The organism is Streptomyces sp. NPDC003035 (assembly GCF_042888285.1).
Classification (GTDB): Bacteria; Actinomycetota; Actinomycetes; order Streptomycetales; family Streptomycetaceae; genus Streptomyces.
This window is the reverse complement of sequence record NZ_JBIAPJ010000013.1, coordinates 37,172-54,616: the sequence shown is the minus strand read 5'-3', so window position 1 is coordinate 54,616 and position 17,445 is coordinate 37,172. Positions and strand designations below refer to the sequence as shown.

Here is a 17,445-nt window from a genome sequence, read left to right as displayed (position 1 = left end):
GGGCGGGCTTGACCTTGTCGCAGCGTCAGGGTTTCTACTGGGCCCATGCGAATCGGCGAGCTCGCCGCCCTCGTCGGGGTCACCCCGCGGGCCGTGCGGCACTACCACCACCTCGGACTGCTTCCCGAGCCCGTACGGCGGGCCAACGGCTACCGCGAGTACGGCATCCGGGACGCCGTCCTGCTCGCCCGGATCCGGCGGCTGACCGAGCTCGGGCTGGGGCTCGACGAGGTACGGGACGTGCTCGCCGACGACGAGGGGCGGGAGCTCGTGGAGGTGCTGGAGGAACTGGACGCCGATCTCGGGCGGCAGGAGGCGCTGATCCGCGAGCGGCGGGCGCGTCTCGCCGAGCTGCTCGGGGAGGCGCGGGCCGGGCGGCTGACCGCCGAGGGGCCCGTGTCGGCGGAGCTGTCCGGGCTGTTCGCGGGTCTGGGCGAGGTCCCCGAGTCACCGATGGCCGCCGCCGACCGGGAGGTGCTCGTGCTGCTCGACACCGTGGCCCCGGACGAGGAGCGGGCGAAGCTCATGAGCGCGATGCGCACCATGACCGAGGATCCGCGGGCCGTCGCGCGCGCTCGCGACGTGTACGCCCGGCTCGACGCCCTCGCCGAGGCCGACCCGGACGACCCGCGGGTGGCGGAGGCGGCGCAGGCGCTCGCCGACTGTCTGCCGGACGCGGTCGTGGCGCAGCTCGGCGGGCAGGGCCTGCCGCAGGGGCGGCTCACCGAGGCGTTCTTCGGCGACTTCTCCCCCGCCCAGACCGCCGCCGTCCACCGCGCCCTGCTGCTGGTCCAGGAGCGTTCCCGGTGACCGCCGCGATCCGGCTTCTGCGCGGGCTCGCCTACGCCTTCCTCCCCGCCGAGGTCGTCCTCCTGATCTGTCTCGTCGCCGGCGTACGGATACCTCCGTACGCTCTCGCCGCCGCCGAGGCCGCCGGTCTGGTGCTGCTCTCCGTGAGCGGTGCCGTGTTCCTCGGGCTGCGGCGGCGCGGCCTCTCCGCGCGGCAGGCCGTCGGCGTACTCGTGCCCGGGCCCGTGCTGCGGCTCATGGGGCACGAGCTGCGGCTGATGGCGAGCCTGGCCCTCTGGGTCGCCCGGCGCCGCACCGGCGTGCGCCCCGGCGACCAGGCGTTCCCGCACGCCCGCGACCAGGCCGCGCTCATGTACGGCTTCGCCTTCGTCTGCCTCGTCGAGACCGTCGGGATGTCGTACCTGCTCGCCGACCTGCCCGTGGCGCACGCGGTGGTACTGGTCCTGGACGTGTACACGGTGCTGTTCGTGCTCGGGCTGCACGCCGCCTCCGTGACCCGGCCGCACGTCCTCGCGTCCGACGCGCTGCGTCTGCGGCAGGCCGCGCACGTCGACCTCCGCATCCCGCTCGACCGGATCGCCGCCGTCCGGCACGAGCTGCTCTTCACGCACGAGAAGCGGGAGGGGGAGCTCGACCTGGCGGTCGGTTCCCAGACCTCCCTGACCATCGAGCTGACCGAACCGGTCGACGCGCCCCGTCTGCTCGGCGCCCCGCGTCCCGTACGGACCGTGCGCTGTCACGCGGACGACGCCCGGGCCTTCGTACGCGCCCTCGACCAGGCCCTCACGCGGGCGCGAACAGCACCTTCGCCGTCCCCGGGTCCGCCTGGGTGAGCCGTACCCGCAGCCGCTCCCCGAGCGGCAGCGGCGCCCCGTCGGCCTCGACCCGGCCGATCACGGCAGGGTCCCGCAGGTGCACGGTCCCGACGTCCGGTTCCTGCTCCTTCACGTCGACCACGACCGAGTCGAAGGTCTCGCCGATCCGGTTGCTCAGCAAGGCAGCCTCGACGATGTCGACGCATGCGCGTTCGGCCTTGTTGGCGAGCCTCGACCCCCTCGCCATGTCCTCGGGCAGGCCCTCCAGCGCGCCCAGCACCCACTCGGGGGGCGCCTCGCCCGCGGCGGCCGCCAGGCACAGCTCGCCCGTGTACCGGTCGACGAGCCGGCGCAGCGGGGCCGTGCAGTGGGTGTACTCGTCGGCTACGGCGGCGTGGACCGAGGGCGTGGGGAGGACTCCGCCGGTGAAGGGCGTGTAGTCGGAGCCGCGCAGCAGCGTGGTGCAGTCCTGGAGGAAGGCGGCGTGCCGGCCGTCGCGCGGGTCGAGCGTGCGGATCAGCTCCGCGTACGAGACGTGGTGCGGCCACTCGATGCCGAGCGCCGTCGCCGAGCGGCGCAGACGGGCGACCGCGCCGTCCGGAGCGGTCGGCAGGGTCCGCAGGATGCCGGTCCCGGCGGCGAGCATGAGATCCGCCGCGGCCATGCCGGTGAGCAGGGAGATCTGGGCGTTCCAGCCGTCGGCGGGGAGCGGAGCCCGGTAGTGGAGGGAGTACGAGCCGTCGGTCTCTACGATCTCCTGCTCGGGAACGCTGAGGGAGACGCCGTCGCGTTCGATCTCCCGTGCCTCCAGGAGACGGCCGATGGGCTGGAGCAGGGCGAGCGGCTCCTCGGCGGTTCCGGCGTCGATCTGGGCCTGGACGCCCGCGTAGTCGAGCTTGGCGCGGCTGCGGACGAGGGCGCGCCGCACATCGGTGGCGACGCGTCGGCCCTCGGCGTCGAGGTCGATCCGCCACAGCAGGGCGGGGCGGGGATCGCCGGGCAGGAGGCTCGCGGCGCCCTCGGAGAGGACGGCGGGGTGCAGGGGCACCTTGCCGTCGGGGAAGTACAGGGTGAGGACGCGCCGGTGGGCCTCGGCGTCCAGGGCGGATCCGGGGGTGACGAAGGCGGCGACGTCGGCGATGGCGTAGTGCACGCGGTAGCCGCCGTCGGCGCGGCGGGCCAGGTGCATGGCCTGGTCGAGGTCCGTGGACGTCGGCGGGTCGATGGTGAAGAAGGGGATGTCGGTGGCGTCGTGGTCGGGGAGGCGGGGCGCCTTGGCCGCCGCCTCCGCCTCGGCGAGGACGGCGGGTGGGAAGGCGTCGGGGATCGCGAGCTCGGTACGGAGTGCGCGCAGGGCGGCCCTCAGTGGAGCCTGGGCTGCGCCGGTCACGTGGATGTGGCGGCGGGGCATGGACCGAGCGTAGGGCGAGGGGCGTCGCGCGGCACTTTGTAGGCTGAACGTTCTGGGGCCGCACCCCCAGCCCCGTACGTACGAAGGAGAACGACCGTGCTCGTGCTGTTGCCGCCGTCGGAGGGTAAGGCCGCATCGGGGCGTGGGACGCCGCTGAAGCCGGAGTCCCTGTCGCTGCCGGGCCTGGCCGAGGCGCGGGCGGCGGTCCTGGACGAGTTGGTGGAGCTGTGCGCCGCCGACGAGGAGAAGGCACGCGAGGTGCTCGGGCTGAGCGAGGGGCTGCGCGGCGAGATCGCCAAGAACGTGGAGCTGCGGACGGCGGGGGCGCGACCGGCCGGCGAGATCTACACGGGGGTGCTGTACGACGCGCTGGGTCTGGCCACGCTGGACGCGGCGGCGCGGAAGCGGGCGCGGGCCTCGCTCCTGGTGTTCTCGGGGCTGTGGGGCGCGGTGCGGGTGGACGACCGGATTCCGTCGTACCGCTGCTCGATGGGGGTGAAGCTGCCGGGACTCGGGGCGCTGGGTGCGCACTGGCGGAGCGCGATGGCGACTGTCATGCCGGAGGCCGCCGGGAACGGGCTCGTCCTGGATCTGCGGTCCTCGGCGTACGCCTCGGCGTGGAAGCCGAAGGGCGAGGTGGCGGCGCGGACGGCGACGGTACGGGTGCTGCACGCGCCGACCCGGAAGGTGGTCAGCCACTTCAACAAGGCGACGAAGGGGCGGATCGTACGGAGCCTGCTGGAGGCGGGCGCGGCGCCGAAGGATCCGGTGGAGCTGGTGGAGGCGCTGCGGGATCTGGGGTACGTGGTGGAGGAGGGCAAGGCCGGGGTGCTCGACGTCCTGGTGGACGAGATCCACTAGGCAGACGTCGCGCGTTGCACGCTGCGCAACGGTCGTTGCGTGGGGTGTCGCAGGCGGGCAGGATGTGGCCATGACCTCCGCGCTGCCCTCCGTCCTCGACCTCGCTCCCGTCGTCCCGGTCGTCGTCATCGAGGACGCCGCCGACGCCGTACCGCTCGCCCGCGCCCTGGTCGCGGGCGGACTGCCCGCGATCGAGGTGACCCTGCGGACCCCGGCGGCGCTCGACGCCATCCGCGCGATCGCCGCCGAGGTCCCCGACGCGGTCGTCGGCGCGGGCACCGTCATCTCGGCGGGCGGGGTCGCGGACGCGGTCGGGGCGGGAGCGCGCTTCCTGGTGAGCCCTGGGTGGACGGAGAGCCTGCTGGACGCCCTGCGCTCCTCGGGCCTGCCGTTCCTGCCGGGCGTCTCGACCACCTCGGAGGTCGTGGCGCTGCTCGAACGCGGGGTGAGCGAGATGAAGTTCTTCCCGGCGGAGGCGGCGGGTGGCGTCCCGTATCTGACGTCCCTCTCCGGGCCGCTCCCGCAGGCGCGGTTCTGCCCGACCGGTGGGATCTCCCTCGGCTCGGCCCCCTCGTACCTCTCCCTGCCGAACGTCGGCTGTGTCGGCGGTACGTGGATGCTGCCCGCCGACGCCCTCGCGGCCCGCGACTGGGCGCGGGTCGAGTCGCTGGCGCGCGAGGCGGCGCAGCTGCGGACCCGCTGACAGCCCCGGCCGGCCGTCAGGAGATCGTCAGGCCGACGTGGTCGGTCACCGGGCGGTACCCGAGCCGCTGGTACAGCGCGTTGCTGGTGGGGTTGGAGAGGTCCGTGAAGAGCAGGACCTGCTCCGCGCCCGCGTCCAGGGCGGCCCGGCTGACCGCGCCGGTGACGGCGCCCGCGTACCCGCGACCCCGGAGTTCGGGCGGCGTGTACACGGGCGAGACCCGGGCCTGGCCGGCCACGATCGGCGAGACGCTCGCCATCGACACCGGGCCGTCGTCGGTCTCCCAGAGGTGCAAGCGGCCGTCGGCGACGCGCGGCTCGATGTTCGGGGTGTAGTCGATGTCGCCGTCCTCCCCGATGTCACGGGCGAAGTCCCGCATCCACGCCACGGCGAGGGGGATGTCCTCGGCGGACGCCGTCCGCGCCCGGCCCGGTGGGGCGGGGTCCGGCGGGGTGAGCGCGCCGAGCCGGTACAGCCGCATCCGACGCGTCGTCGTCCACGCGCGACCGCCCGACCCCCCGCACAACTCCGCGGCGAACGCCTCCGCCGTCTCCCGCTCACCGCGCACGCCGGTCACCTCGGCCGCGTCCGGCAGTGCGCGGACGAGGGCGCGTGCCGCCTCCACGGGCATCGGCCCGAGCGCCGGCTCGTGGGGCAGCGTGAACAGGAAGGCACCGGTGACCTTGCCGCCCGGCTCGGTCCACCAGCCGTACCGCGCGGACTCGATCGGCCGTCGGCGGGCGCCCTCGCTGAGGGTGAGCAGCACGGTGTTGCGCGCGGGGTCGGCGGCGAAGTGGTCGTGGGCGGCGGCCCGGAAGGCACCGGCGTCCTCGGTGATGTGCCAGGTCATGGCACCGATCCTGCTACGGGAACGAGGGGCGGGGCCACGGATTTCCGTGACCCCGCCCCGTCGTGCCGTCTTCGGTCACCTCAGGTGCGAGGTGTCGTTCAGGAGCCGTACGGAGGCGTTGCCGTCCGCGTAGTACGCAACCGCCGACAGCGACGCCGCCGACAGCTCCATCCGGAACAGCGACTCCGGCGGGGCACCGAGGGCCAGCCGCACCAGGGTCTTGATGGGCGTGACGTGGGTGACGAGGAGGACGGTACGGCCGGCGTACGCGGCGGTCAGCCGGTCGCGGGTCGCGGAGACGCGGCGCGCGACGGTCGCGAAGCTCTCGCCGCCACCGCTCGGGGCCGCCTTGGGCGAGGCGAGCCAGGCGTCCAGGTCCTCGGCGTACCGCTCCCGTACCTCGGCGAAGGTCAGCCCTTCCCAGGCGCCGAAGTCCGCCTCGCGCAGCCCGTCCTCGACGCGCACGTCGAGGCCGAGGCCGGCGGCGACGGTCTCGGCGGTCTGGCGGCAGCGCTTGAGCGGCGAGCTGACGATCTCCTGGATCGTCCCGCGCGCGGCGAGCGCGGCGGCGACGGCCTCGGCCTGACGCATCCCGGCGGCGGACAGCTCGGGGTCGGTGCCCCCGCTTCCCGAGAACCGCTTCTCGGGCGTGAGCGCGGTCTCCCCATGCCGCAGCAGCACGAAGGTGGCGGGAACCCCCATGTCGGGTGCCCCCCAGCCGGGGGCGGTGGTACCGCTGGTGCGGGTCGCCCCTTCGGCACCGGGTGCGGCAGGGGCCGGAACCAGCACGTCCTGCGCGGCCTGTCCGGGTTCCGCGACCGGCGCACCGGCCGACGGCGCCTGCGGGGCGGCGAGGCCGGCCTCGGCCGGGTGGCCGTGCGCGGCACGGCCGGGGTCGCCGGAGCGCCCGGGGTGGCCGAGGACGCCCGCCTCGGCCTCGAAGTCACCGCTCGCCGCGGACTCGCGCTCGGCCGTGGAGGCCGCGGCCAGCGAGGCGCGGGCCTGGGCCGCGATCGCCTCGTCGGCGCCGAACAGACCGTCGTCGGGTCGTGAGCCCCCGGCGGCGGCCGAGCGCCCTGCGGCGACACCCCCACCCGTACCGGCTCCGGCGCTCGCACCGCCACCGGCACGCGCGCCGCCGGCGCCCGAGAGGGCCGCCCTCGCGCGGGCCGCGCCCGCCGTCGCGTCGCCGGGGGGACCTGACGGTCCCGTCGCCGCGTTGCGCGCGGCCGAGGCGTCCAGGGCCGCCGAGGAGGCCGAGGGCTCCCACTGCTTGCCCCGCTTGCCCGCGTCCATCGCCTCGTTCGCGAGGCGGTCCGCGTGCTTGTTCTTCTCGCGCGGGATCCACTCGTAGCGGACCTGGCTCGCCGGGAAGACCCGGGCCGCCTCCGCCGCCAGCGGCTTCATGTCCGGGTGCTTGATCTTCCAGCGGCCGGACATCTGCTCGACGACCAGCTTGGAGTCCATCCGAACGTGCACCCTGGCGTCCGGGAACAGCTCGCGCGCCGCCTTGAGACCGGCCACCAGGCCCTTGTACTCGGCGACGTTGTTCGTCGCCACGCCGATGTACTCGGCCCGCTCCGCGAGCGTCTCGCCGGTCACCGGGTCCAGGACGACCGCCCCGTACCCGGCGGGCCCCGGGTTGCCCCGGGAGCCTCCGTCAGCCTCGACGACGACTTCCCTCATGGCCGTCATTACAGGCCGGACTCCGACGTGCGGATGAGGATCCGGCGGCAGTTCTCGCACCGCAGCACCGCGTCCGCCGCGGCCGCCCGGACCTCGTTCACCTCGGTGATGTTGAGCTCGATGTGGCAGCCCTCGCACTTGCGCTGGTACAGCCGCGCCGCGCCGACCCCGCCCTGCTGCTCGCGCAGCTTCTCGTAGAGCTTCAGCAGGTCGGCCGGTACGGAGGCGGCCACCAGCTCGCGCTCCTTGCCGACCGAGGCGGCCTCCCGGTCGATCTCGGCCTCCGCTGCGTCGCGGCGCGCGGTGGCGTCGTCGGTCTTGGCCTGGACGGCGGAGGCCCGCTCGGTCAGCTCGGCCACCCGCTCCTGGGCGGACTCACGGCGCTCCATGACCTCCAGGACGATGTCCTCCAGGTCGCCCTGGCGCTTGGCGAGCGAGGTGATCTCCCGCTGGAGGCTCTCCAGGTCCTTCGGGGAGGAGACGGCACCGGAGTCCAGGCGCTGCTGGTCCCGTACGGCGCGCTGGCGCACCTGGTCGACGTCCTGCTCCGCCTTGGTCTGCTCGCGGGCGCAGTCGCTCTCCTCGGTCTGCGCGGCGACGAGCAGGTCGCGCAGCTGGGTGAGGTCCTTGGTCAGCGACTCGATCTCGCCGTGCTCGGGCAGGGACCTGCGCTTGTGGGCAAGCTGCTGGAGACGGACGTCCAGTGCCTGGACGTCGAGAAGTCGGATCTGGTCGGCGGGCGCGGCGTTCAGTTGGGGGCTCCAGGGGAGGTGTGATGGGAGGACCAAGGGTCGGTGACCGTCTTCGAGACGTGGACGCGCAGGCCCCAGCCGTGACGGTCGGAAATCTGGTCGAGCTGGGCGGCGGCCTGCTCGCACCAGGGCCATTCGGTGGCCCAGTGGGCGGCGTCGATCAGGCCGATCGGCGCGCGCTGGGTGGCTTCGGAGACCGGGTGGTGGCGCAGGTCGGCGGTGAGGAAGGCGTCCACGCCCGCGGCCCGCACGGCGTCGAAGAGGCTGTCGCCGGAGCCGCCGCTGACCGCGACCCGACGGACCGTCATCTCCGGGTCTCCGGCGACCCGGACGCCCTGCGCGGTGGCGGGCAGCCGCTTGGCGGCGCGGGCGGCGAACTCGGCCAGCGTCTCGGGACGGTCCAGCTCGCAGATCCGGCCGAGGTTGTTCTCGGGGACCAGAGGGCCGGTGACCCGGAGGTCGAGGGCGCCGGCGAGGGCGTCGGAGACACCGGGGTCGGCGGTGTCGGCGTTGGTGTGCGCCACGTGCAGGGCGATGTCGTGCTTGATCAGCGTGTGCACGACCCGGCCCTTGAAGTGGGAGGCCGCGACCGTCGTCGTACCGCGCAGATAGAGCGGGTGGTGGGCGACGATCAGGTCGGCGCCGAGCGCGATCGCCTCGTCGGCGATCTCCTGGACGGGGTCGACGGCGAACAGGACGCGGGTGACCTCGGCGTCGGGGTCGCCGCAGACCGTGCCGACGGCGTCCCACTGCTCGGCCCGCTCGGGCGGCCAGAGGGCGTCGAGTGAGGCGATGACTTCAGACAGACGGGGCACGGAGGAAAGGCTACCTGGCCTCCGTGCCCCGCAGTCCTGCCTGTGGGCAGGGAAGATTCCGCTTACCGGGTGTGACCGCGTGCTACTTCTTCACGAGGTCGGCGCGCAGGTCGTCGAGGACGCTGTCGGCCGCGGTCACACCGAGGCCGAGGTACCAGGTCTCGTCCGGGACGTCCTTGGCCTGGCCGGACGTGACCGCCTTGAGGTTCTTCCAGAGCGGATTGGCCTGGGCGGTGTCGCGCTTGGTGGCCTTCGGGTCGCCGTAGACGCCGGTGAAGATCCAGTCGGCGTCGGCCTGGTCGATCTTCTCGGGGCTGATCTCGGCGGCGAGCTCGTCGATCTGCTGGTTCTTCGGCCGGGGCAGGCCCGCGTCCTCGAGGATGGTGCCGATGAAGGACGCCTTGGCGTAGAGGCGGATCTTGCCCGGGAGGTAGCGGACCATGGAGATGGTCGGCTTGTTCGGTCCGATGTCCGCGCCGAGCTGCTTCGCCTTGGTCTCGTAGGCGGCGAGCTTCGACTTCGCGTCGGCGGTCTTGTCCAGGGCCGCGGCGTTGAGGAGGTAGTTCTCCTTCCAGGTGAAGCCGGGGCGGATGGAGAAGACGGTCGGGGCGATCTTCGAGAGCTCGTCGTACTTGTCCGCGGCGCGCAGCTGGCTGCCGAGGATCAGATCGGGCTCCAGGTTGGCGATCGCCTCGAGGTTGAGGTTGTTGATGGTGCCGACGGACTTGGGGCTGCCGGCGTCCTTCTTCAGGTACGTGGGGATGCCGTCGTCGCCCTCGGCGGGGGCGTAACCGACCGGCTCGATGCCGAGCGAGACCACGTTGTCGAGCTCGCCGACGTCGAGGACGACGACCCGCTTGGGCGCGGACGGGATCTCGGTCGTGCCGAGCGCGTGGGTGAGGGTGCGCGGGAACTGGCCTGCCTTGGCGTCCGTCCCCATGGCCGCGGTCTTGGCCGCCGCGTCGCCGAAGTCCTTGCCGCCGGCGGCGACGTCCTTCTTGGCGCCGCCCTCCTTCTTGTCCGGGCCGGCCGTTGCGCCGTCGCCGCTTCCGCAGGCCGCGAGGGAGACCGCGGCGGCGAGGGCGAGGGCTGCGGCGGTGGCGCGGCGACGGAGGGACATGAGGGGTCTCCTGTACAGGTATGGGGATGGCGGCTGGGCGACCGGCGGGAACGGGTCCCGTACCCGGAGTCACAACCTCCACTTAGGCTCGCCTTACCTTATGCCCCACCCTTCCCTCCAGCACAACCACCCTCCTCTCCTCAGCAGAATCGATTCATGGCCACCCTTATGTGTGAAGTGACCGGGCTCGTGTTGTTCGGCAGGAAGTGCGAAAACTAGCTTCGGTGGCCGGAGGTGACGAGTCGATGACAGCCTGTGCCATCGAGACAGCGGCGGATGACGGCGGCGTGGCGTGGCCGGCGCGGTTCACGATCACGGCGAACGGGGCGTACGCGGCGCGGCTCGCCGGCGTGGGGGACGCCCTGTACGCGGAGCGGTGGACCCTGGACGGGCCGGAGCCGTACGCCGTACCCCTTCCGCTCGGCCAGCCCGAGGAGCCCCACACGCAGTTGCTGCCGCTCGCGGACGGACGGGTGCTGACCGGGCGCCGGGTGGACGGCGACCGGCACACGTTCTCGCTGCTCTACCCGACGGGACCCGGCACGGGGGAACTGTCCCTGGGGTCCGTCGAGTCCGAGAACCTCACCCTGCTGCCCCCCTCGCCGGACGGCATCTGCGGCTACGCGATGTGCGTCGGCGCGGACACGACCACGATCTGGCTGGTGGCGGGCGGGGCGTTCGGCCCCGAGCAGGTCGCCGAGGTCAGGGGCCGCTGCACGGGCGGCGTCTGGCTGGACCGTACGGGACGGATGCTCGCCCTCGACCGGCAGTTGGACGGCGGCCCGGTCAAGGCGGTGGCGGTCGACCTGGAGCGCGGCGGGGAGGTGACACCGCTGCTGCAGATCACCGAGGCGAGCGACGACCGGCTGCTGATGGCCGACCCGGACAGTGGGCTGCTGCTGATCCGGTCGGACGCTCCGTCACCGGGGCACGAGCGGCTCGGCTGGGGGGTCCTCGGCAGTCTGCTGCCGATCCGGTTCCCCGACTGCCTGCGGTTGGACGACGCGGCGGTGACCCCGTTCGCCGTGCAGCCGGGGCAGGTGCTGCTGCCGGAGAACTGCGCAGTCGCGCTGCGGATCGACGCGGCGGCGGGGAGCTGGGTCGGGATGTGGCGCCCGGCCGGCCGCCGGATGCACCAACTCGCCGCGCCCGCAGGGTGGGTGGCCGGTTCCGGGGTCTGGACCGCGGAGGGCGTGCTGCGCCTCCCGTACACGACGGAGGAGACGCCCTGCGGCCTCGTCGGCCTGGAGGTCCCACCCGATCCGGAGCCGGTGGCGGTCACCGTCGCACCGCGCGTCTGCCGCCCGGTCCCGCTGCAGCAGGCACCCCTCGCCGACCGCAAAGTCGCTGGCTAGAATCTCGGCCGCACGACAACAGCGATCACTACGGGGTGAGTTCTACATGTCGGAAGCGCGTACGGACGGGACGGAGCCGCACGGCTCCGGAAGGCATCGCGGCGAGGCGGCGCCGTCGGAGGACTCCACGTCCTCTCCCCACGGCCGCCACCGCCGCGAAGCGGAGCAGTAGACCGCGACAGCAACCGAACGGTGATCGGGGGATGACCTCCCCGGACCACCGGTCGACCGCAGCCGCGGCGAGCAGGGAACGGCCCCGGCGGGAACCCCGCCGGGGCCGATGCGCGCCCTGGGCGGATGCGTACGGTGAGCCGATCCGCGCCGTGAGCCGAATCCGCGCCCTCGGCCGATGCGTCCCTCGGGTCGCCCCGCGCCGTGGGCCGATCCGCGCCCTCGGCCGATGCGGCCCGCCCTCCTCAGCCCTTCTTCAGGCCCAGGACCTCCGCCGCCGCGAACGTCTCCCCCGCCGGGCGCGACGCGTAGTGCGGGGACAGCAGCCCGTCCAGCTCCTCGTACGTGAACGCGTCCTTCGCCGTGTCGAACTTGGCGGACACCCTCGGGCGGTCCACGACCGCGACCATCCCCCCGTGGACGACCAGCAGCTGGCCGTTCACCGCCGCGGCGGCCGGTGAGGCCAGATAGCCCACCAGCGGCGCCACGTGCTCCGGCGACAGCGGGTCGAGGTCAGCGTCGGTCGCCGGTTCCTGGAAGCCGGCGAAGACGTCCTCCGTCATCCGGGTCCGCGCTCGCGGGCAGATCGCGTTCACCGTGACGCCGTACTTCGCCAGTGCCAGCGCCGTCGACGTCGTCAGGCCCACGATCCCGCCCTTCGCCGCCGCGTAGTTCGGCTGTCCGGCCGAGCCCGCGAGGAACGCCTCGGACGAGGTGTTGACGATCCGGCCGTACACACCGGACTCCCCCGCCTTCGCCCGGCCCCGCCAGTGCACCGCCGCGAAGTGGGTGGTGTTGAAGTGGCCCTTGAGGTGGACCCGGATCACCGAGTCCCACTCCTCCTCGCTCATCGAGAAGACCATCCGGTCCCGCAGGATGCCCGCGTTGTTGACCAGGACGTCCAGTTTCCCGAACTCGCGGACCGCCAGGTCGACCAGACCCCGCGCGGTATCGAAGTCGGCGACGTCGCCCAGGTGTGCCACCGCCCGGCCGCCCGCCGCGCGGATCTCGGCGGCGACCTCCTCGGCGGGGGCGGCCGACGCCTCGCCGGAGCCGTCCCGCCCGGGCTGCCCGTAGTCGTTGACGACGACGGACGCGCCCAGGCGGGCGAGTTCCCGCGCCTCGGCCCGGCCGAGGCCCCGACCGGCGCCGGTGACGATCGCGGACAGACCTTCAAGGGGGAGTGACATGGGTCGTGGTCCTCTCAGATCTCGATGCAGGTACGCAGCGCGACACCCGTACGCATCTGCTCGATGGCCTCGTTGATCCCGGAGAGCGGTACCCGGTGGGTGATCAGCGACTCCAGGTCGATCCGGCCCGCCCGCCAGAGCGCGATGGCCCGCTCGTACGAACGGAGCACGTCACCGCCCCCGTACATCGACGGCAGGATCCTCTTCTCGTCGAAGAACAGCTCGAACATGTTGAGCTGCAGGAAGTCGTCGAGCGCGCCGGCCCCGACCACGCAGAGCGTGCCGCCGCGCCGGGTCGTCTCGTACGCCACGCGCGCGGTGGCGGACTTGCCGACGACCTCGAAGACGTAGTCGAAGCCCTCGCCCGCGGTGATCCGCTGTTTGGCGTCGGCGAGCCCGTCGGGGGCGACGGCCTCCGTCGCGCCGAAGCGGAGGGCCGCCTCGCGCCGGGACTCGACGGGGTCGACGGCGACGATCTGGGCGGCGCCCTGGAGCTTGGCGCCCTGGATCGCGGAGATGCCGACTCCGCCGCAGCCGATGACGGCGACCGAGGAACCGGCCTCCACGCGCGCGGTGTTGATGGCCGCGCCGAGTCCGGTGGTGACGCCGCAGCCGATGAGGGCGGCGATGTCGAAGGGCACGTCGTCGGGGATCGGCACGGCGCAGCCGGCGTCGACGACGACCTCCTCGGTGAACGTGCCGGTCCCCGCGAAGCCGAAGACCTCCCCTCCGGGCCTGCGGAAGTTGGGGGTGCCGGCGTTCATGAGTCCGGCCAGGCACAGCTGGGTCTGGCCGCGCTTGCAGGCGGCGCAGGTCCCGCAGGCGGGCAGCCAGCAGATCAGGACCCGCTGTCCTTCGCTCAGCCCGGTGACGCCGTCGGCGACGTCGAGGATCTCGCCCGCGCCTTCGTGGCCGGGGATGAACGGAGCGGGCTGCGGGAGCACGCCGCTCATGGCGGAGACGTCGGAGTGGCAGAGTCCGGTCGCCCTGACCCGGATCCTCACCTTGCCGGGGCCGAAGCCCACCGCCTCGACGTCGTCGAGGACCTCCAGTTTGTCCTGGCCGATCTCGTGCAGTACGGCTGCGCGCATGGTGTGGCTCCCATCACGAATACTCGACGAGGGTGTCGGCGAGCACGGGAGCGTCCTCGCGCTCCACCGCCGTGACCGACACCTGGACGCGGCCGTCACCGGTCCACATCCGGATACGCAGGGTCTCGCCGGGGAAGACGATCCCGGCGAAACGGGTGCGGTAGGAGCGGACGCGGGTGACGTCTCCGCCGAGCACCGTGTCCACCACCGCCTTGAGGGTCATGCCGTACGTGCAGAGTCCGTGGAGGATCGGCCGGTCGAAGCCGGCGAGCTCGGCGAACTCCGGGTCGGCGTGGAGCGGGTTCCAGTCGCCGGAGAGCCGGTAGAGCAGCGCCTGGTCCGGGCGGACGGCCCGCTCGACGGTCTTGTCGGGCTCGCGGCCGGGGAGTTGCAGGCGCTCGGAGGGCCCGCGGTCGCCGCCCCAGCCGCCTTCGCCCCGTACGAAGATCTGGGCGTCGCTGGTCCACAGCGGGCCGTCGTCGTCGGCGACCTCGGAGCGCAGGACGAGGACGGCGGCCTTGCCCTTGTCGTGGACGGCGGCGACGCGGGAGGTGGCGACGGCCCTGCCCGTGACGGGGAGGGGGCGGTGAAGGGTGATCGACTGGCCGCCGTGCAGGACGGCGGCGAGGTTCACCTCGATGCCGGGCGCGGAGAGCCCGCCGACGACTCCCATGCCGGCGCCGGCGACGGTGGCGAAGCTGGGCAGCACGTGCAATCGGGATTCGAGGGTGTAGCGGAGCTCGTCGGGGTCGGTGGCGGGGGTGCCGGCGCCGAGGCCGAGGTGGTAGAGCTGAACGTCCTTGTGGTCCCAGGCGATCTCGGCGCTGCGGGGCTCGGCGGCCACGGCCTTGGCGGCGTCAATGGGCATCGGGAGGCTGCTCCTTGGAGATCCCGGAGGATCCTCGACGAGGGAAGACCTCGGTGCGACCGTCCGCACCGTCGGCCGCACCGAGGCCGTGCGGGACCGTCCCGTACGCGGCCGTTCTAGAACGCGTTCTAGGTCGGTGATCCTCATGTATAGCCGAGCAGCGATGAGTTGAGAACCCCTACGGAAGGCGTGTCCTGACGATACGTCAGTTGTGGGCGGTCGCGGTCAGGAGCTGCGCTCCGGCCTCGGCAGCCACACCAGCATCAGCGTCGCCCCGGCGACCAGCACCCCGGTCGCCGTACGGAAGGCGAGGGCATAGCCCTCGGTGAGCGCCTCGGGGCTCGTGACGCCGCCCGTCCGCGCCGCCGCGACGGTCGAGAGGACGGCCAGGCCCAGCGCGCCGCCCATCGTGCGGGAGGTGTTGAGGAGGCCCGAGACGAGGCCCGCGTCGGCGGGGGCGGCGCCCGAGGTGGCGAGGGTGGCCAGCGGGGTGGTGAGAAGGCCCATGCCGGCCATCATCAGGATGCCGGGGCCCAGGATGATGGTGAGGAACCTTCCGTCGGCGGTCATCGTGGACTGCCAGCCGAAGCCGGTCGCGGCGACGAGGGCGCCGATGACCGCGAGGTTGCGGGCGCCGGCCACCGGCATCAGACGGGGGGCCAGCTTGGAGCCGACGATGACGCTGACGGAGCTGGGCACCAGGGCGAGACCGGCCTGCAGCGGGGTGTAGCCGAGGACGTTCTGCGCGTACACCGTCATGAAGAACCACATGCCGAACGAGGTCGAGGCGCACACCAGGATCGCCACGTTGGCAGCCGAGACGGCCCGCGAGCGGAACACCTTCAGGGGCATCAGCGGGGCCGCCGTGCGCGCCTCGACGGCGACGAAGACCGCGAGGAGCACCAGGCCGCCGACCAGCGGAACCAGCGTCGCCGGGTCGCCCCAGCCCGCTTCCTCCGTCTGCACGATGCCGTACGCGACGGAGGCGAGGCCACCGGTGACGAGGACGGCGCCCGGCAGGTCGAGCCGGCGGCCGCCGTCGGTACGGCTCTCGCTCAGCCACAGCACGGCGCCCGTCAGGACCAGCACGCCGACGGGCACATTGATCAGGAGCACCCAGCGCCAGGAGAGCAGCTCCACGAGCACTCCTCCGACGAACCCGCCCCGCCGCGCCCCCGGCCGCGCCGACCGCCGTCCAGGTGCCGATGGCACGGGTCCGCGCGGGCCCGGCCGGGACGGCGGCGGTCACGATGGTGAGCGTCGCCGGAGCGAGCACCGCGGCGCCCAGCCCCTGCGCGGCGCGGGCCGCGATCAGCTGCCAGCCCTCCTGCGCGAGCCCGCCCGCGACGGAGGCGGCGGTGAAGAGCCCGAGCCCGAGCAGGAACATCCTCCCCCTAGCTTCGCTGGGGGGACCCCCACCGGCCGAAGAGATCGGCTGCCCGCCCACCGAGCAGCATGAACCCGGCGAACGCGATGGAGTAGGCGCTCAGGACCCACTGGAGCCCGGTGGCCGAGAGACCGAGGTCGGCCCGCATCGACGGCAGCGCGACGTTCACCACCGACACATCGAGGACCACCAGGAACTGCCCGGCACAGGCGGCGAGTACGACGAGCCAGGTGCGCGGCGTGGGACGTATGGAGGACGACTGGGCTGCGGCTGACGCGGTACGGACCATGTCCGTCATGGTCGCAGACGGCTCCTGCCCCGTACATCAGGCTGCGGGCCTCCCACGTGGGCCGCTGGTCCTACGACTTCCGGAGCATCGTCACGACCGCCGCGCCGCCGAGCCCGATGTTGTGCGCGAGGCCCACGCGGGCGCCCGCGACCTGGCGCGCGCCCGCCTCGCCGCGCAGCTGCCAGACCAGTTCGGCGGCCTGGGCGAGCCCCGTGGCACCCAGGGGGTGGCCCTTGGAGATCAGCCCGCCCGACGGGTTCACGACCCACCGCCCCCCGTACGTCGTCGCCCCCGACTCGACGAGCTTGCCGGACGCGCCCTCCTCGCACATGCCCAGGGCCTCGTACGTCAGGAGCTCGTTGATGGAGAAGCAGTCGTGCAGCTCGACCACGTCGACGTCCTCGATGCCGAGCCCGGACCGCTCGTAGACCTGCCGGGCGGCGGCGCGGGACATGGGGCGGCCGACCGCGTCGATGCAGGACCCGGAGGCGAAGGAGTCGGCGGTGTCCGTCGTCATGGCCTGGGCGGCGATCTCGACCGCCTTGTCGTGCAGCCCGTGCTCGACGACGAACCGCTCCGAGACGAGGACCGCCGCCGCCGACCCGTCGGAGGTCGGCGAGCACTGGAGCTTGGTCAGCGGCCGGTGGATCGTCTTGGCGGCGAGGATCTCCTCGACGGAGTAGACGTCCTGGAACTGGGCGTTGGGGTTGTCGGCCGAGTGCTGGTGGTTCTTGGCGCCGACGGCGGCGAGCTGCACCTCGGTCGTGCCGTACCGCTCCATGTGCTCACGGGCCGCGTTGCCGAAGATCTGCGCGGTGGGCGGGGACATCTCGAAGCCGTGTGCGGTGGCCATGATCCCGTAATGGCGGGCGACCGGCGAGGTCGCGAAGTCGTTACCGTCCGAACCGCCGCCGAGCGCGCCGCGCGCCATCTTCTCGAAGCCCAGCGCCAGGACGCAGTCGCTGACCCCACCCTCCACGAACTGCCGCGCCATCATCAGCGCCGTGGACGCCGTCGCACAGTTGTTGTTGACGTTGTAGACGGGGACACCGGTCAGGCCGAGTTCGTACGCGGCGCGCTGCCCGGCCGTCGACGCCTGGAAGCAGTAGCCGACGGGCACCTGCTCCACCTGCGCGTACGAGATCCCGGCGTCGGCGAGCGCCGCCGTTCCGGCCTCGCGGGCCATGTCCCAGTACTGCCAGTCGCGCGTCTCGGGCTTCTCGAACTTCGTCATCCCGACGCCGACGATGTACGCTTTCCCCATCTCCGGT

15 protein-coding genes and 1 pseudogene are annotated in these 17,445 nt (G+C 73.2%); 5 read left to right on the top strand and 11 right to left on the bottom strand.

Annotated elements, in window-relative coordinates:
• Window positions 1-45 precede the first annotated feature (45 nt).
• On the top strand, window positions 46-810 hold the full coding sequence (locus tag ACFYV5_RS32790; protein WP_389174685.1) for a MerR family transcriptional regulator: 765 nt from the start codon (window positions 46-48) through the stop codon (window positions 808-810).
• Window positions 807-1,643 (top strand): hypothetical protein, encoded by an 837-nt coding sequence (locus ACFYV5_RS32785; RefSeq protein ID WP_389174683.1) that lies wholly within the window; start codon window positions 807-809, stop codon window positions 1,641-1,643. The genes ACFYV5_RS32790 and ACFYV5_RS32785 overlap by 4 nt, the downstream gene beginning before the upstream one ends.
• Here ACFYV5_RS32785 and ACFYV5_RS32780 read toward each other — a convergent pair.
• The gene (locus ACFYV5_RS32780; protein ID WP_389174680.1) at window positions 1,594-3,036 is read right to left on the bottom strand and encodes an RNB domain-containing ribonuclease; all 1,443 of its coding nucleotides are present in this window, start codon (window positions 3,034-3,036) and stop codon (window positions 1,594-1,596) included. The genes ACFYV5_RS32785 and ACFYV5_RS32780 overlap by 50 nt on opposite strands.
• A gap of 96 nt (window positions 3,037-3,132) precedes the next feature.
• Between ACFYV5_RS32780 and yaaA the strand changes: the two genes are divergently transcribed.
• Together yaaA and ACFYV5_RS32770 are read left to right on the top strand one after the other, a co-directional pair.
• The gene (gene yaaA, locus ACFYV5_RS32775) at window positions 3,133-3,897 is read left to right on the top strand and encodes a peroxide stress protein YaaA (RefSeq protein WP_389174677.1); all 765 of its coding nucleotides are present in this window, start codon (window positions 3,133-3,135) and stop codon (window positions 3,895-3,897) included.
• Between the two features lie 70 nt (window positions 3,898-3,967).
• The gene (locus ACFYV5_RS32770) at window positions 3,968-4,600 is read left to right on the top strand and encodes a bifunctional 4-hydroxy-2-oxoglutarate aldolase/2-dehydro-3-deoxy-phosphogluconate aldolase (RefSeq protein WP_389174674.1); all 633 of its coding nucleotides are present in this window, start codon (window positions 3,968-3,970) and stop codon (window positions 4,598-4,600) included.
• Window positions 4,601-4,616: 16 nt separating this feature from the next.
• Here the strand turns inward: ACFYV5_RS32770 and ACFYV5_RS32765 are convergent, their stop codons facing one another.
• From ACFYV5_RS32765 to ACFYV5_RS32745, 5 genes are all read right to left on the bottom strand, one after another.
• Window positions 4,617-5,450, bottom strand: coding sequence for a GNAT family N-acetyltransferase (locus ACFYV5_RS32765; protein WP_389174671.1), 834 nt, complete (start codon window positions 5,448-5,450; stop codon window positions 4,617-4,619).
• Between the two features lie 75 nt (window positions 5,451-5,525).
• Window positions 5,526-7,136 (bottom strand): bifunctional RNase H/acid phosphatase, encoded by a 1,611-nt coding sequence (locus tag ACFYV5_RS32760; RefSeq protein ID WP_389174668.1) that lies wholly within the window; start codon window positions 7,134-7,136, stop codon window positions 5,526-5,528.
• An 8-nt stretch (window positions 7,137-7,144) separates the two neighbouring features.
• A complete protein-coding gene (locus ACFYV5_RS32755; RefSeq protein WP_355109259.1) occupies window positions 7,145-7,888 on the bottom strand; it encodes a C4-type zinc ribbon domain-containing protein in 744 nt (247 codons plus the stop codon).
• Window positions 7,885-8,703 carry a Nif3-like dinuclear metal center hexameric protein gene (locus tag ACFYV5_RS32750; RefSeq protein WP_389174666.1) on the bottom strand — a complete coding sequence of 273 codons (819 nt, stop codon included), beginning with the start codon at window positions 8,701-8,703 and terminating at the stop codon, window positions 7,885-7,887. The genes ACFYV5_RS32755 and ACFYV5_RS32750 overlap by 4 nt, the downstream gene beginning before the upstream one ends.
• An 82-nt stretch (window positions 8,704-8,785) precedes the next feature.
• Window positions 8,786-9,823, bottom strand: a complete 1,038-nt coding sequence (locus tag ACFYV5_RS32745; protein ID WP_389174664.1) for an ABC transporter substrate-binding protein — start codon at window positions 9,821-9,823, stop codon at window positions 8,786-8,788.
• Window positions 9,824-10,068: 245 nt separating this feature from the next.
• Here ACFYV5_RS32745 and ACFYV5_RS32740 point away from each other — a divergent pair, with 245 nt between their 5' ends.
• Window positions 10,069-11,178, top strand: coding sequence for a hypothetical protein (locus tag ACFYV5_RS32740; RefSeq protein WP_389174662.1), 1,110 nt, complete (start codon window positions 10,069-10,071; stop codon window positions 11,176-11,178).
• Window positions 11,179-11,594: 416 nt separating this feature from the next.
• On the opposite strand, the gene ACFYV5_RS32735 is transcribed toward ACFYV5_RS32740, so the two are convergent.
• The 5 genes and pseudogenes from ACFYV5_RS32735 to ACFYV5_RS32715 form a co-directional block, all read right to left on the bottom strand.
• Window positions 11,595-12,539: a 3-oxoacyl-ACP reductase gene (locus tag ACFYV5_RS32735; RefSeq protein WP_389174660.1), complete on the bottom strand. Its 945-nt coding sequence runs from the start codon at window positions 12,537-12,539 to the stop codon at window positions 11,595-11,597.
• Between the two features lie 14 nt (window positions 12,540-12,553).
• Window positions 12,554-13,630 (bottom strand): Zn-dependent alcohol dehydrogenase, encoded by a 1,077-nt coding sequence (locus ACFYV5_RS32730; protein WP_389174657.1) that lies wholly within the window; start codon window positions 13,628-13,630, stop codon window positions 12,554-12,556.
• A gap of 13 nt (window positions 13,631-13,643) precedes the next feature.
• On the bottom strand, window positions 13,644-14,498 hold the full coding sequence (locus tag ACFYV5_RS32725; protein ID WP_389174654.1) for a MaoC/PaaZ C-terminal domain-containing protein: 855 nt from the start codon (window positions 14,496-14,498) through the stop codon (window positions 13,644-13,646).
• A gap of 225 nt (window positions 14,499-14,723) precedes the next feature.
• Window positions 14,724-16,183, bottom strand: a pseudogene (locus ACFYV5_RS32720) (MFS transporter).
• Between the two features lie 61 nt (window positions 16,184-16,244).
• Window positions 16,245-17,438: a lipid-transfer protein gene (locus ACFYV5_RS32715; protein ID WP_389174652.1), complete on the bottom strand. Its 1,194-nt coding sequence runs from the start codon at window positions 17,436-17,438 to the stop codon at window positions 16,245-16,247.
• Window positions 17,439-17,445 lie beyond the last annotated feature (7 nt).